Annotated in this window: 15 protein-coding genes; 7 read left to right on the forward strand and 8 right to left on the reverse strand. The window is 36.9% G+C overall.

Annotation, left to right across the window (positions count from 1 at the left end; all coding sequences use genetic code 11):
- Positions 1–22: 22 nt before the first annotated feature.
- Both C8N46_RS12850 and C8N46_RS12855 read left to right on the forward strand, forming a co-directional pair.
- Entirely contained in the window at positions 23–562 is a 540-nt protein-coding gene (locus C8N46_RS12850; protein ID WP_108115318.1) for an RNA polymerase sigma factor, read from the forward strand.
- On the forward strand, positions 555–2,297 hold the full coding sequence (locus tag C8N46_RS12855; RefSeq protein WP_108115319.1) for a hypothetical protein: 1,743 nt from the start codon (positions 555–557) through the stop codon (positions 2,295–2,297). Before C8N46_RS12850 ends, C8N46_RS12855 begins: the two co-directional genes overlap by 8 nt.
- Before the next feature lie 91 nt (positions 2,298–2,388).
- On the opposite strand, the gene C8N46_RS12860 is transcribed toward C8N46_RS12855, so the two are convergent.
- Positions 2,389–3,135 carry a lysophospholipid acyltransferase family protein gene (locus C8N46_RS12860; protein WP_108115605.1) on the reverse strand — a complete coding sequence of 249 codons (747 nt, stop codon included), beginning with the start codon at positions 3,133–3,135 and terminating at the stop codon, positions 2,389–2,391.
- Between the two features lie 131 nt (positions 3,136–3,266).
- On the opposite strand from C8N46_RS12860, the gene trpS reads away from it, so the two are divergent.
- A complete protein-coding gene (trpS, locus tag C8N46_RS12865; RefSeq protein ID WP_108115320.1) occupies positions 3,267–4,235 on the forward strand; it encodes a tryptophan--tRNA ligase in 969 nt (322 codons plus the stop codon).
- Positions 4,236–4,542: 307 nt separating this feature from the next.
- On the opposite strand, the gene C8N46_RS12870 is transcribed toward trpS, so the two are convergent.
- Together C8N46_RS12870 and dprA are read right to left on the reverse strand one after the other, a co-directional pair.
- On the reverse strand, positions 4,543–5,484 hold the full coding sequence (locus C8N46_RS12870) for a C1 family peptidase (RefSeq protein WP_108115321.1): 942 nt from the start codon (positions 5,482–5,484) through the stop codon (positions 4,543–4,545).
- 57 nt (positions 5,485–5,541) lie between these two features.
- Positions 5,542–6,645 (reverse strand): DNA-processing protein DprA, encoded by a 1,104-nt coding sequence (gene dprA, locus C8N46_RS12875; protein ID WP_170110089.1) that lies wholly within the window; start codon positions 6,643–6,645, stop codon positions 5,542–5,544.
- A 105-nt stretch (positions 6,646–6,750) separates the two neighbouring features.
- Between dprA and C8N46_RS12880 the strand changes: the two genes are divergently transcribed.
- From C8N46_RS12880 to C8N46_RS12900, 4 genes are all read left to right on the forward strand, one after another.
- Complete coding sequence (locus C8N46_RS12880; RefSeq protein WP_108115323.1) at positions 6,751–7,701, forward strand: HU domain-containing protein; 951 nt, start codon at positions 6,751–6,753, stop codon at positions 7,699–7,701.
- A 465-nt stretch (positions 7,702–8,166) separates the two neighbouring features.
- Positions 8,167–8,679, forward strand: a complete 513-nt coding sequence (locus C8N46_RS12890) for an acyl-CoA thioesterase (protein WP_108115325.1) — start codon at positions 8,167–8,169, stop codon at positions 8,677–8,679.
- 163 nt (positions 8,680–8,842) lie between these two features.
- On the forward strand, positions 8,843–9,046 hold the full coding sequence (locus C8N46_RS12895; RefSeq protein WP_108115326.1) for a hypothetical protein: 204 nt from the start codon (positions 8,843–8,845) through the stop codon (positions 9,044–9,046).
- Between the two features lie 139 nt (positions 9,047–9,185).
- Positions 9,186–9,377 carry a hypothetical protein gene (locus tag C8N46_RS12900; protein ID WP_146169818.1) on the forward strand — a complete coding sequence of 64 codons (192 nt, stop codon included), beginning with the start codon at positions 9,186–9,188 and terminating at the stop codon, positions 9,375–9,377.
- 129 nt (positions 9,378–9,506) lie between these two features.
- On the opposite strand, the gene C8N46_RS12905 is transcribed toward C8N46_RS12900, so the two are convergent.
- The 5 genes from C8N46_RS12905 to dut all read right to left on the reverse strand — a co-directional run bounded on the left by C8N46_RS12905 (position 9,507) and on the right by dut (position 14,305).
- Entirely contained in the window at positions 9,507–10,742 is a 1,236-nt protein-coding gene (locus C8N46_RS12905) for a murein hydrolase activator EnvC family protein (protein ID WP_108115328.1), read from the reverse strand.
- A complete protein-coding gene (locus C8N46_RS12910; protein ID WP_245896851.1) occupies positions 10,743–11,513 on the reverse strand; it encodes a DUF4292 domain-containing protein in 771 nt (256 codons plus the stop codon).
- 28 nt (positions 11,514–11,541) lie between these two features.
- Positions 11,542–12,471, reverse strand: a complete 930-nt coding sequence (locus C8N46_RS12915; RefSeq protein ID WP_108115329.1) for a tetratricopeptide repeat protein — start codon at positions 12,469–12,471, stop codon at positions 11,542–11,544.
- A gap of 20 nt (positions 12,472–12,491) precedes the next feature.
- Positions 12,492–13,508, reverse strand: coding sequence for a sugar nucleotidyltransferase (locus C8N46_RS12920; RefSeq protein ID WP_108115330.1), 1,017 nt, complete (start codon positions 13,506–13,508; stop codon positions 12,492–12,494).
- A 362-nt stretch (positions 13,509–13,870) separates the two neighbouring features.
- Positions 13,871–14,305 (reverse strand): dUTP diphosphatase, encoded by a 435-nt coding sequence (dut, locus tag C8N46_RS12925; protein WP_108115331.1) that lies wholly within the window; start codon positions 14,303–14,305, stop codon positions 13,871–13,873.
- Between the last annotated feature and the right edge of the window lie 241 nt (positions 14,306–14,546).

The raw sequence follows: 14,546 nt of genomic DNA on the forward strand, positions 1-14,546 counted from the left end.
GCTACTAAAACCAACAAAACGAGTGAGTTTAGAACAACTCATACATAATTGCAAGAACAATGACCGCGATGCACAAGCACAATTGTATAGAGAATTCTCAAAAAAACTATACGCTACAAGCTTAAAGTATTCACGGAACAAGCTTGAAGCGGAAGACAATCTGCAAGATAGCTTTATGGTTATTTTTGAAAAAATTGGTCAGTACAATTTTAAAGGCTCGTTTGAAGGTTGGTTGCGAAGAATTACCGTAAATACGGTGCTTCAAAAGTATCGAAACAAAGGTATTTTTGAGGTTGTGAATGAACGTGTGCTCAAAGAAGAGTCCGTAACTATATACGAAGAAGATGTTTCTTTAGATTATTTATTAAACATCGTTCAAGAATTGCCCGATCGATATCGATTGGTTTTTAATTTATATGTGCTTGATGATTATTCGCATCAAGAAATTGCTGAAATGTTAGGAATTTCAGTAGGAACTTCAAAGTCAAATTTGGCACGCGCACGAATGATTTTGAAGCAAAAAGTAGAATCGTTTAAAAAAAAAATCGCCATAAATGAGTGATCAACATAATATAGATAATTTCTTTCGAAATCGTTTCAAAGATTTTGAGGCTACACCCGACCCCGAACTTTGGAATAAAATTTCAGATAAGTTAGACGAAAAAGAAGCTGAGAAAGACGAAAAAGGTATCGTATTTTTACCTTGGTTGTACAGAATTGCAGGAATCGCAGCCGCAATTGCGCTGTTATTTGTTGTTGGAAATAGTATTTTTAACAATGATGATTCAAGCATTAACGACAACAAAAACACCATTACCAAAACGGAAAAGAAAAATTCTTCTGATGAAAATACTACCGGAATCAAAAACGATACTCAGCTAACAAAAACCGACAACAATGTACCGCAACATTCATCTCAAGAGGAAAATACTACAATTCCAGAAAATGAGTTGCTAAACAAAGAGCAAATTGCTGACGATAATTCAGTTAGAAATAATAAAAACTCGATTCAAAAACAACAAAACAGCACAACGACTCAAGGAAATGCTTTGCAAAATGGTGTGGCTCAGCAAGATAATTCTAGTAGCAATTCGCAAAATTCTGTAACTAATCGTGATAACAATGCCAATTTAACACAACAGAAAACGCTGAAAAACACTGAAAATGCAGTTACGAATGCAACCAATGATGCCAATAAAATTCGTGAAAAAAGAAAGCGTTATAACGGTGAGAATTATAAGATAAACGGCAAAGGCGATTATGTGTCTGGCGAAATAGAGTTGAAAAATGCTGTTGCCGACAATCAAAAAAATAGTGAACACAAAGAGCTTTCAAATACAGAAAACAAGAATTCTTCTAACGTAAATGCCAATACAAACGCAGTTACAAATACTACAGAATCTGCCATTGCTCAAAATATTACGGAGAAAAATGAAACATCAGAAACTACAGAAACAGCCGTTGCAGAAGTAAAAAAAGACGAAAAAATAGGAAAATCTATTTTAGAAGTCATCAACGACTTACATGATTTGGAAAACGAAAAAACGGATGTTGCTGAAGTGCCATTTAGCCGTTGGACAGTTTCGCCAAATGCGTCGCCTGTATATTACAATACCTTTGGAAACGGTTCGCCAATTCATGAAACATTTGAAGACAATACCAAAACTGGAGATATTAATTTGAGTTATGGTGTAAATGTTGGGTACGATGTGTCAAAACGATTGACGGTTCGCTCAGGAATTCACCGTGTGGATTATAGCTATAGCACTAAAGATATTGCCGTTGTACCTTCTATTGATGGTCCTGCGGTGACAACCATTCAGTTTCGCACCAACAATGCGTCGTTTGATATTAAAGACAGAGAAGCGCCGACGAGTGAAGCATTTTCGCAATACCAATTGCCAACAACAGAATCGTCTATATTTCAAAAACAAATTGAAGGCGATTTACGTCAGCGCATGAGTTTTGTGGAAGTTCCCGTAGAAGTGAAGTACGCAGTTGTAGACAAAAAAATAGGAATTAATGTGATTGGCGGTGTAAGTACACTGCTCTTAACAGATAACAGTATCATATTAGATTCTCCTGAATTATTAACAGAACTGGGAGAAGCTACCAATGTAAATGACATAAGTTTTAGCACAAACATTGGTTTGGGAATAGATTACAAATTCTCTGACCAATTGGAGTTCAACGTAGAACCGATGTTAAAATATCAGTTAAATACATTTTCAGGAAATTCTGGCAACTTTAATCCTTACTCAGTAGGCGTTTATACAGGAGTCAGTTTTAGGTTTTAGTTTTTTAGTTGGTTGGGTATGCCATCATACCTTTAAAAGCAGTGATGTTTATCAAAAGCCGTTTTCTTAGTGGTTTAGGAAAGCGGTTTTTTTATGAAATCCCATACGCCGTCAATTCCTTAAAAATCAACTCACGAGCGACTTCACTCATTTCTTTTTTATCTGCAACTTCTTTGTCTTCTGTGTTCATAAATGGATGAATAGTAACGCGCATGCGACCTGGAGAACCTTTAAAAACGTCATACGGGAAACGTTGTTTGTTATCCGCAAAGGTCATCGGAACAATCGGGATTTGATGCTCTATTGCTAGGCGAAATGCACCATCTTTAAAATTGTCTAACACAATATCTTCTTTTGGAACGCCACCTTCTGGAAAAATACAAATGCTCATACCTTGTTTCAAACGCTCTTGCGCACTGTCGTACACCGCTTTTCGGCTTCGCGCGCTTCCTCTATCTACCAAAATACAAGTTCGCTTGTAGAAAAAACCAAAAATTGGCAGTTTAGAGAGCTCTTTTTTTCCCACAAACACAAACGGATTTTTAGAAGCGACCAGCATCAACATAATATCTGTCATACTCGTGTGATTGGCAATCAGCATATAGCTTTTTCCTTTTACAATATTGGCTTCTCGTTTGAACTTTGGGAAAAAGCCCATTCCGAATAAAATTGGACGTGCCCACAGATTTCTGGCAATCCAAAAAAACTGCGGATAGGTCTTTTCACTCATGGTAAAAAGCAACAAAATTGGGAAAAATATAAGTATAGGAATCAGCACTAAAAGGTAGAACCAAGCGCGCCAAAAAATTCTTCCAATATTTTTAATAAAAGCTAACATCGACGCCAAAAATACACTAATCTTTCGAAAATGCATTCAAAAAATATTTTTATGAATGTAGTCCCGTAATTTTTAAAAAATTCTTGATAAATGAAGTACATTTGTCAAAATTTCATAATTAGACACGACAAATGGCACGAATACTTACAGGAATTCAAAGCACAGGAACGCCACATTTAGGAAATATTTTAGGAGCCATTGTTCCTGCTATCGAAATGGCTCAAAATGCAGCGAATGATTCTTTCCTGTTTATTGCAGACATGCATTCGCTTACGCAGATTAAAGATGGAGAAACGTTACGAGAAAACACCTATAGAACTGCAGCCGCTTGGTTAGCGTTTGGATTAGACATCAATAAAACTGTTTTTTACCGTCAAAGTGATGTGCCACAAGTAACCGAACTTTCTTGGTATTTGAATTGCTTTTTTCCATACAATCGTTTGAAATTGGCACATAGTTTTAAAGATAAAGCCGATCGTTTGGAAGATGTCAATGCTGGTTTGTTTACCTATCCAATGTTGATGGCGGCAGATATTTTGTTGTATGATGCAGAGATTGTTCCTGTAGGAAAAGACCAAGAACAACACCTAGAAATTACACGTGATGTTGCTTCGCGTTTTCACGAAAAACTAGGAGAAACGTTTGTATTACCTCAAGCCAAAATTCAAGAAGATACCATGCTAATTCCTGGAACGGATGGTTCTAAGATGAGCAAAAGTAAAAATAACGTGATTGATATTTTTCAAACCGATAAAAAATTGCGTAAGCAAATTATGGGCATCAAAACGGATAGCACGCCGATGGAAGACCCAAAAGATCCTGATACAGATAATGTATTTGCGCTGTACAAGTTGCTAGCAAACGAAGCGCAAATTGCTACCATGCGTCAAAACTATTTGGGTGGAAATTATGGTTACGGACATGCCAAGCAAGCCTTATTTGAATTGATTGTTGAAAAATTTGCTACACAACGCGAGCGTTTCAATCATTACATAGAAAACAAAAACGAAATAGACAAAGCTTTGGCGATTGGTGCCGAAAAAGCACATAAAATTGCCAACGAAGTACTCGCTAGAGTTCGAAAGAAAGTTGGGTATTAGATTTTAGAATCTAGAATCTGGATCGCTTTGCTTTTAGATACGCTGTCGCTTTGGGCTTGTTAGTTTCTTACAAATGAATAGTGTCTAGTGTGGTCAATTAAACCTATGTTCGATTTAAAATTTGATCTATGATTCTAATTTTTATTAACTTACGCTAATGTCACATCGAGCATTATCGTAGATACCGAGCGAAGCTACCGAGATGCCTATGATTTCAAAGTGTTTTGGACTGCGATTGAAATGACAATCGTTTGTTTTTCATATAATTAAAAGCAACAAGACACTTTCCATTCATCGAACTAGGTAATTACTTTGCAAAAGTCACGCGCTTAAAAACCAAAGCTTCGTAGGCAAATATTTCGTGGTAATCGAAACTGATGCGTTCGTAACCGAAATAACGCCAATCGGCTCCCCAAGAATTTTTGATGATGAATCCTTCTGCATCGTAACCAACAATAGTCACCACATGACCGCCATACGGATTGTAGGTTGGAGTTGGTTTTACTGTTCTTAAAAACGTAACAGTTCTATTATTGATGCGTGTGTTCAAATCAGGCAATTGCTTTTTTATTTCTGAATATTTTTGAAAGCTTCCGTCTTTCATCAAAATTCCATAACCCGCATCAGGCGTAATGGTGTTGTATTTGGTGTCTTGAAACTTATTCCAACCTGGAACATACAATTCGTAAGAAACAGGAATTGCTTTTACGCCATTGTCTAATAAATACTTTAAATGTGCTACATTTTTACTTTCTACTTGTCCCAAATATTCGTACGCGTGTAACGTCAACAATTTAGCTTTCGATTTGTATTTGTAAATAAACGAAACTGGTCCTGTGGTCGATTCTTTTAAAGCTTTGACAACATCCGAATCGTTATCATTCCACTTGCCTGCAGGAATGTCTGGATACGGCAATTCTGCTTCGGTTAAAATTCCATACTTCGGCAGCGACATGATGTACGACTTGAGAAAACTTCCTCTTGTCACACCCGTTTCCGCTTCAAACTGTTCGTACTTTTGTGACGAATACAAGAAATTTTCACTAATGTCTTTGGGCATATTGGGCAGAGTTTCTAAAGCTGCAGCAATACCAAAAGCACTACAGGTATTTCCATTTCCTTGATCTTTTACAGGCGTTTGCGCACTAATGTGAATGGTGGTTTTAGGCGTGTTGAGTCCTTTCAATTGTATTTGACTCCACACACAACTCATACTAAATAAAGCAATGCAAAAAGAGAGCGTTTTCATAACTAAAGTAATTGGTGATTCTTTTATAAATATAGTTTTTTTAAGTCAACTTCAATTTTATACCGCTTCAAACAATTTTCCAGGCAAAGGTTTTACAGCACCTTTCATTTCTAATTGTAACAATATGGGCGTGATTTGATGAATCGGAAATTGACATTCAAGCGCAATACTGTCTAGCAAACTTTGTCCTTTTTCTTGTAAATACGAATGAATGATGGTTTCTTCGGGAGTTAAATCGACAAATAACTGTTTTTGCACAGGTAGATGCGTTTCTGCTTCCAATTCCCAACCTAATAAATATACAATATCAGCCGGCGAAGTTAAAATATGCGCGCGTTGCTGTTTGATGAGATTGTTACAACCAATACTTTGCGAATCGCCTACTCTTCCTGGCACTGCAAAAACATCTCTATTGTACGAATTGGCAATATGTGCTGTTACCAAGCTTCCACCTTTTTCGGCAGATTCAATTACAATAGTCGCTTGCGACATTCCAGCAATAAGTCGATTTCGCTTTAAAAAATTTTCTCTATCAGGATTGGACGAACTCCAAAAATCGGTCACAAAAGCACCATTTTTTTCTACCGATTTCATATAACGTGCATGCGCTTTGGGATATATTTGATTCAAACCGTGCGCCAAACAACCAATCGTCGGTATGTTATTTTGAATCGCGGCTCGTTGCGCTACAATATCAATTCCATACGCAAAACCTGAGACAATTGTCGGTTGCAACGGCGATAAACTCGCAATCAATTCTTCACAAAATTCCTTTCCGTAATTCGTGGCTTTTCGCGTGCCTACAATGCTAATCATTTTAGAAGCATTCAAATTGGCATTTCCTTTTTGAAATAATACTATCGGACTATCCACACAATGTTGCAAACGCGCGGGATACGTTTCATCCAAAAAATAATGCGCGTGTATGTTTTCTTTTTGAATAAATTTCAATTCACTTTCGGCGGCTTTTAGATTTGACGTGTTTTTTAAATCCGCCAAAATATTCGTGCCAATTCCGTCTATTTTGAGTAACTGTGCTTTCTTTTCGTGCAAAACCGCTTTCGCACTTCCGCAATATTTTATCAGTCGTTTCGCAATAATGTCACCAACTTTCGCCGTTTTTTGTAAGGCAAGCGCATACAGTAGTTCTTCTTCCGAAATCATAGTCATTTCATTTTAAGCTACTAAAGTTAATAGATTTTTGAATGTTAATAAAAACTTCCGCAGATATTTTATTGGCTTCAATTTTTTTCTAAATTTGTTTAGATGAGATTAGAACTGTACATAAGCGACCTTTTATATAGATATGAATGTGTGACGATTCCTGACTTCGGAGCTTTTTTAACGCAACGAAAAGGAGCGCAAGTACATCATACTACCAATGCCTTTTATCCGCCAACCAAAGAAGTATCGTTCAACGCACAATTAGCTTCTAATGATGGTTTGTTGGTAAAATATATTGCCGATGTAACGAAAGAAGAGTACGAAACAACACTGCAAAAAGTAAAAGCAGCCGTGGATACTTGGAAAAAGCGTTTGAACAATTCTGAAATTATTTCGCTCGAAAATATTGGCGATTTGTATTTGAATGCAGAAGGCAAAATGCAGTTTGAACCATCGTACCAACTGAATTATTTGACCTCATCTTTTGGATTGTCATCATTTGTTTCTTCCGAAATTGAACGTATTATAGAAGATATGACACCTGCCGTATTGGAAGAAGAAGTTGCTGAGGCAATTCCATTACCGATAGTGGAAGAAAGACGTCGTAAGCGTTTTCCATGGACGTATGCAGCCGCAGCCGCTATTATTTTGAGTGCTGGTGTTTTCGGATTTAACGAATACAGTAAAAATCAACAAGAACAACAACAAGTTGTTGAACACGAAAAGGCAAAGAAATCCATTGATAAATACATTCAGCAAGCAACTTTTTTCAATACAAATCCTGTAGAATTACCATCAATTACGATGAAAGTTGCCAAAGAAGTTCAAAATTATCACGTAGTCGCTGGCGCGTTTCGAATTGAAGAAAATGCACACGAAAAAGTCGCTCAATTGCAAGCAGCAGGTTTTGATGCAGAGTTGTTAGGAAAAAACCGCTACGGATTGCATCAAGTATCGTACGCAAGTTTTTCTACACGAGCGGAAGCAATTACCGCCTTGGCAAAAATTAAACGAGAAACGGCACCAGAAGCTTGGTTGCTTGTTACGAAATAAAAAATTCTACTTTTAAAGATATTTGATTAAGACTGTTTGTAAAAGTAGTCTTTTTTTTAAGTCAACTACTTCGGAGTAAGTCTACGAAGTATTCTATAGAAACTATTAAACGTGAGTTCGATATAACTATTCTATTATGTAGCTGATTACTAATAGATTATGCTCAATGTCAAATCGAGCGCAGTCGAGATTCCTTTGAAATTATCAATTCTTAGCTGTTCTCGACTGCGCTCGAACGGACAATTAGTTATTTATCAGTGAATTATGAATTGCATAGTGATTTCTTAAGTCGAACTCACGTTATTAAAACTTTTCGACGCAAACGTTGGAGCATTATAAACCTCGATTATCGAGTAAAAATACGGTTTCTTTTCCTTTTTGTGATGCATTGAATATTCGCTAGAATTCTTCTTATTTTTTGCTTGCCACCAAACGAATCTGTGTACCTTTGCAAAAACTTTTTTCATGGAAGCAAAAAATCCAAAATCGTCGAAAACCATTATGACCGACTTGGTATTACCAAGCGAAACAAATCCGTTGAATAATTTATTTGGTGGCGAATTGTTGGCTCGTATGGACAGAGCTGCCAGTATTGCAGCACGTAGACATTCGCGACGTATTGTGGTAACGGCTTCTGTGAATCACGTAGCGTTCAATCGTTCTATTCCTGTGGGAAGTGTGGTGACAGTAGAAGCAACGATTTCTAGAGCATTTACTTCATCAATGGAAATTTATATCGATGTTTGGATTGAAGATCGCGAATCTGGTTTGCGCGACAAAGCGAATGAAGCTATTTATACCTTTGTTGCTGTGGATGACACAGGACGACCAGTACGCATTCCAGAATTGATTCCAGAAACCGATTTAGAAAAAGAACGTTTTGAAGGTGCTTTGCGAAGACGCCAATTAAGTTTGGTGTTGGCTGGAAAGATGAAACCTGCGGAAGCTACAGAATTGAAAGCCTTGTTTGAGCAATAGGAGTTCGCTTTGCTCACAGACTTTTAGACGCGCCTTTGGCTGTTAGATATTAGACCTTTTTTTATTTTATCGCTTTATTTTCTCAAAAATCATCCATTTTGTACGAGTTGATGCTTTGTTTTAAGTTTTAATATTGAATGTATTAATATTAAAACATTCTATTATGAAAAAACAAAAATTTAAAGGTCTAGAACTCAACAAGAAAAGTATTTCCAATTTGAGCTATAAAAAATTGGGGGGACGCGAAGGTGTTGAAACTTTTGATGGTTTATTAAGCACTATGGGACCATGTCAAAACGGAACGAAATGTTGTGACGACAGCTACGGATTGTATTGTTCATTGGTCATGGAACATTGTCCACATTAAAATTCAGTGAACGGCTTAAAAATCTCAAAATTAATTGTAAAATCATCCATTTTGTACGAGTCATCGTTTTATTGTAAAAGGTAAGTTTGAGATAGATAACTTACACAATGAAATTATGAAAAAACAACATTTGAAAGGCTTGCAGCTTAATAAGAAAAACATTTCTAATTTAAGCCATGAAGTTCTTGGAGGAAAGACGTACGAAACTATTTTATCCTATGATGGCACATTAAGCACTATGGCTCCGTGTCAAGGAGGCACTAGCTGTTGCAACAACACTGATACTTGGGAACCTGCACCTATTGGCAGCGGTCCTATGTGTACAGCTTAGAATTAACGTGAGAGCGGACTTTATAAAGTCCGTTTTTTATGTTCTTCTTTAAGTAAAAAATTGCCTGCTCAGAACAAAACTACTTCACAGAGAGATACTGAATCAAGTTCAGCATGACGTACGAGCGCATCACATTCGATACAACCAACTCTCAGGATTGAGTCGTGTAGTATTTTTAAACACTGTAAACTTTAACTCGGTTTTTCCTGTGCTTTTGTTGGTGTACATCTTTCCGATTTCTTGTTTTTTAGAGACTTTATCGCCTGTCATTACCGAAACCGTTTTGAGTCCGAAGTAAGTGGTAAAGTAACTTCCGTGACGAATTAGGATACATTTTACGCCTTCGTTTGTGGTGAAAATTCGCGTAACTTCTCCGTCATACACTGCTCGTACTGCTTCGCCTTCGTTGGTAGCAATAATGACTCCATTACTAACTCTCGTTACATTCGGATTTACCACATCGCGGTAGTTTCCATACCCGCGCACTTTGGTGCCTTCGGAAACTGGCCATATATGTTTGCCTTTGTTGGCAGCAAAACTGTTTCCAATAGCTTTGGCTTCTGGAGTAAGCGCATATGTTTTGCTCGTTGATGTGTTTCCTGCTTTTTTGTTGGAACTGGCAATTGCATCACGGATGATTTTATCGATTTGACGATCAATTTCGTCCGCTTGTTGTTGCTTTTTCTTGACTTGTGCGGCGTATTTATTTTTGTCTTTTCGCAAGGAAGCCAACATTTCGTTTTGAAGCTTTTTTTCTTTTTCCAATTCTTGTTGCACTTTGCGATTTTCAGCAATTAGCACGTCTTTTTCTTTTTTCTGTTCGGAGAATTTTTTATTGAGTTCTTGCAATTCGTTGGTTCGCGCCACAATTGCTTCTCCCTGACTTTTACGATAGTTCGCGTATTGTTTCATGTATTGCACACGTTTGTACGCTTGCAAGAAACTTTCTGACGACAGTAAAAACATCAATCTGCTTTGCTGAGAGCGACTTTTATAGGTTTTACGAATCATTTCAGCATAGTCTTCTTTTAGCTTCGTTAAATCGCTTCGTAATTGTCCTATTTTTTTAATATTGTCGTTGATTTGACTCGTGAGTAAGTTCGTTTCACGATTCATTATTTTGATTAAATCGCGCTTGACGCGAATTTTATGATTGATACTTTGCACATCTTCCACAATGAATTTTGTTTTGGACGTGTTTTTGCGAATCAGTTTGTTGATGAGTTGAATTTCTTTTTGCAAACGCAGTCGCATGGCTTCCAGTTCCTTCTTTTTTTCTTCCTGCGCCATGCTTGCAGTACTTACCAATAATAGGAAGACTACAATGACTTTTTGATAGAGATGTTTGCTAATTTTTAACTTCACTTATATTTTTATTTCGCGATATCCGCTTGGAATTTTAAATGGAAAACGCACATTTTCGTTGAACGTTACTTTTTTATATTCTACCGCAATAGTCGTTGTTTTTTCTGTTTCTTTGGCTTTTATTTCTAGGTTTTGTGGAAATGGTTGCCCTGTAATTTCTTGATATGCAGGATATTCAATCGTAAGCAATCGGTTTTCTTCTTCTTGCGCGAGTTGTTGTTTTTTTACTTTGAAATGAAACGCATCTAAAAAGAACAAACGCTTGAATAATTCAATATCGCGTTTTGGCGTTAATGCATAGGTTTTATCAACGATTTGCGAGTTGAATCGCTCATTTTTCAGATTGAACAACGCTTCACCAACCAACAAATTTTGTATTTTGTCAAAATCGAGTTGTGTGCCGAGAAATTTACTGATGATAGCAAAATCACCTTCAAAATACGTATTATCTAACTTGTTGTAGAAGCTTACTTTTTTTGGTGTGATGAGAATTTTAACGACACCCAATTTTGCGCTTATCCAAATGTTTTTGTCTTTTTCCATGCGAAGATTCAGCGTAAAATTGTCCTGCTCTTTTCCGTTATCAAAATCCACTTTTAGTTTGCCGCGAATCGTATTAAAATTTACAGCATTTCTATAATGATTTTTGATAATATTTTTTGCAGATAAATTTGCCACTTCACCAGAAGACACCAACGTTTGCGACGATTTACATCCAACGATAAAAAGAAGTACAAAACTTGTAATAAAGATGTGAAAGCTGTTTTTCAAGTGTTTCAATTTTTGTTCTTGTGACTGTTTATTGAATTTTTTTACGATAGAATTTTTCCTTTTTGGCGTTGCCCATTTTTTTATAGGCATCTACAAAAGTTTGATAAAATTCTTTTTCGAGCGCAACATCATCAATGATATAATCCAACCCAATTTCTAGCATTTCTATCGCCTGTTTATATTTCTTTAATTCAGTTAATGCTTGCGCATTGTACAAATACAATTTCGGCTGCGAAGGAAAGTCTGCCAAGCCTTGCATTGCCAATCGATTGGCTGCTTCGTACGATTCGGTTTGCAGTGCATCTTTTACTTGGTCTATAATTTTTCCGTCGCCACGTACTCTAGGTTTTGGTGTTTGTTTGATGACATCCGCAACTTCTTCATCAGATTTTTTCTTAGGATTTACCTGAATTTCTAGCATCTCTTTCATGCTAGCCGCTGTAAAGGATAATCCGCCGTTTTTTTCAAGTTCTTTGAGCAGTTTGAGTGCTTTTTTATACTCTTGCATGCCCACATATACTTTGGCAACTTCTTCTCTAAATTGCGGATTTAACAATATGACTTTTTTTCCTGTGTCAATCGCTTCTTCACGTTCTCCAATTTTCACTTGCACATTGAATAATCCTGTGAGATACCATTGATTTTGTGGCTTTTTGTTGACTGCTTTTTGAAAAGACTCTTTGGCTTTTTCATACTCTTTTAATGAAAAATAGTTTTTTCCCAATTCGAAAGCAATCGTGGCATTGTCGTCAATTTTTTCACATTTTAACAATGCATCTACGGCGCGGTCGTAGTTTTCAATACCGCGTTGTTTCAAGGCTTCAAAGAAATGTTCTTGAAATTCGTCAATGTTTTCTTCTAACGAAATTTCAGCACTTTCTTCTTCTTGCGCATGTACATACACAGGAATGAATGTAAACATTCCTGAGAGTAAAAGTATGTACATGTATTTTTTCATCTATTATTTTCTTTCAATTATTATTCCAAGGTTGAATAGTCACCAATACTGATTTTGGTAAAGCTTCCGTCAAATTTGGCGTGATTTCCAATCATAGCTTCGTCTAAATTAGCATTTTTTACGCTAGAATTCGTCTGTATTAAGCTATTTTTAAGAGTTACGTTTTCTAGTTGTGTATGATTTCCCACAGAAACATTTGGTCCTACGGTTGAATTTTTAATCACCACATTTTCGCCAATATAACACGGCGCAATGATTTCTGAGTTGATGATTTGTGCAGAATCTGCTACTAGTTTTTCGCCATCCGCTTGTAAAAAACCTAACATTTTTCCGTTCGTTTCTATCGTAACGTTTTTATTTCCGCAGTCCATCCACTCGTCTACTTTTCCTGTGACAAAACGACGTCCTTTTGCCATCATTCCTTTAATTCCGTCGTTGATTTGATATTCGCCTCCGTGAATGATATTGTTGTCCAACACATATTGTAACTCTTCTTTTAAAACGCCTACATCTTTGAAATAGTATATTCCGATAACCGCCAAGTCAGAAACAAATTCCGCAGGTTTCTCTACCAATTCCACAATTTCATTGTTGTCATTTAGTTTTACAACTCCATACGCTTCTGGATGTTCTACTTGCTTTACCCAAATGGCTGCGTCGGCATCTTTATCCAAATTAAAATCTGCTCGAATTAAGGTATCTGCATACGCAATTACAGCTGGACCAGATAGTGAATCTTTCGCACACATGATAGCATGTCCTGTTCCCAACGGCTGATCTTGACGATAGATACTTGCTTTCGCGCCCAAGCTTTCCGCCAATTCCGTTAAACTTTCCACAACATCATTGCCAAAAAATGCTGGATCACCTAATACGAATGCTACTTCTTCTATCGGCTCGCCTAATACTTTTGCTATGTCAGATACCAATCGGTGTACAATTGGTTTTCCTGCAATTGGGATTAATGGTTTCGGTACGGTCAATGTATGTGGGCGAAGGCGTGAACCTCTTCCTGCCATGGGTACTATTATTTTCATTTTTTTGTTCTTTGTTGTTTGTAATTCGTTGTTTGTGGATTTGTTAATTTGTGTATTCGTCTTAACTCATCACTTTTAACTTTTTTGGCTCTTGGCTCTTGGCTCTTGGCTCTTGGCTCTTGGCTCTTGGCTCTTGGCTCTTGGCTCTTGGCTCTTGGCTCTTAAAAGTTGTTTTTTTGTTGTTTGTTATTCGTTTTTTGTGGTTTCTTTTTTAAATATACTTTTACATTTTGAGTTTTGAGCTTCATAGTACTTCTCGATACAAAATTGCTTCATTTCGACAGGCTCAATGAGCCGCAAATTCACTCGAAGTGACGTTTGGGTTTCTCAATACTCAATTCTCATATCTCACTACTAAAAATCTATTTCGTTCCTGTGCTTCCAAATCCGCCTTCGCCTCTTGCTGTTGACGAGAGTTCTTTTACTTCTTGCCATTCTGCACGTTCATGTTTTGCGATGACTAGTTGCGCGATGCGTTCTCCATTTTCAATGGTAAATGCTTCTTTGGAGAGATTGACCAATATCACTCCGATTTCACCTCTGTAATCTGCATCAATAGTTCCTGGCGCGTTGAGTACCGTGATTCCTTTTTTGGCAGCCAAACCACTTCGTGGACGCACTTGCGCTTCGTAACCTATAGGCAATTCAATGAACAATCCTGTTTTGATGATGGCTCTGTCCATTGGTTCCAACGTGACAGATTCTGCAAGATTTGCTCGTAAGTCCATTCCGGCAGAAGCCAAGGTTTCGTAATGCGGTAATGCGTGTTGTGATTTGTTGATGATGTTTATGGTCATTTTTTTATTGGGTGTTTGGTGTTGGGTTTTAGGTGTTCGGTTTTTTGTTTTTTGTGTATTCGTCTTAACTCTTAACTCATCACTTTTTAACTTTTTTGGCTCTTGGCTCTTGGCTCTTAAAAATTGTTTTTTTGTTGTTTGTTATTCGTTTTTTGTGGTTTCTTATTGAAATATATTTTTAGATTTTACATTTTGAGTTTCATAGTACTTCTCGATACAAAATTGCTTCATTTCGACAGGC

The organism is Kordia periserrulae, assembly GCF_003054265.1.
Lineage (GTDB): Bacteria > Bacteroidota > Bacteroidia > Flavobacteriales > Flavobacteriaceae > Kordia > Kordia periserrulae.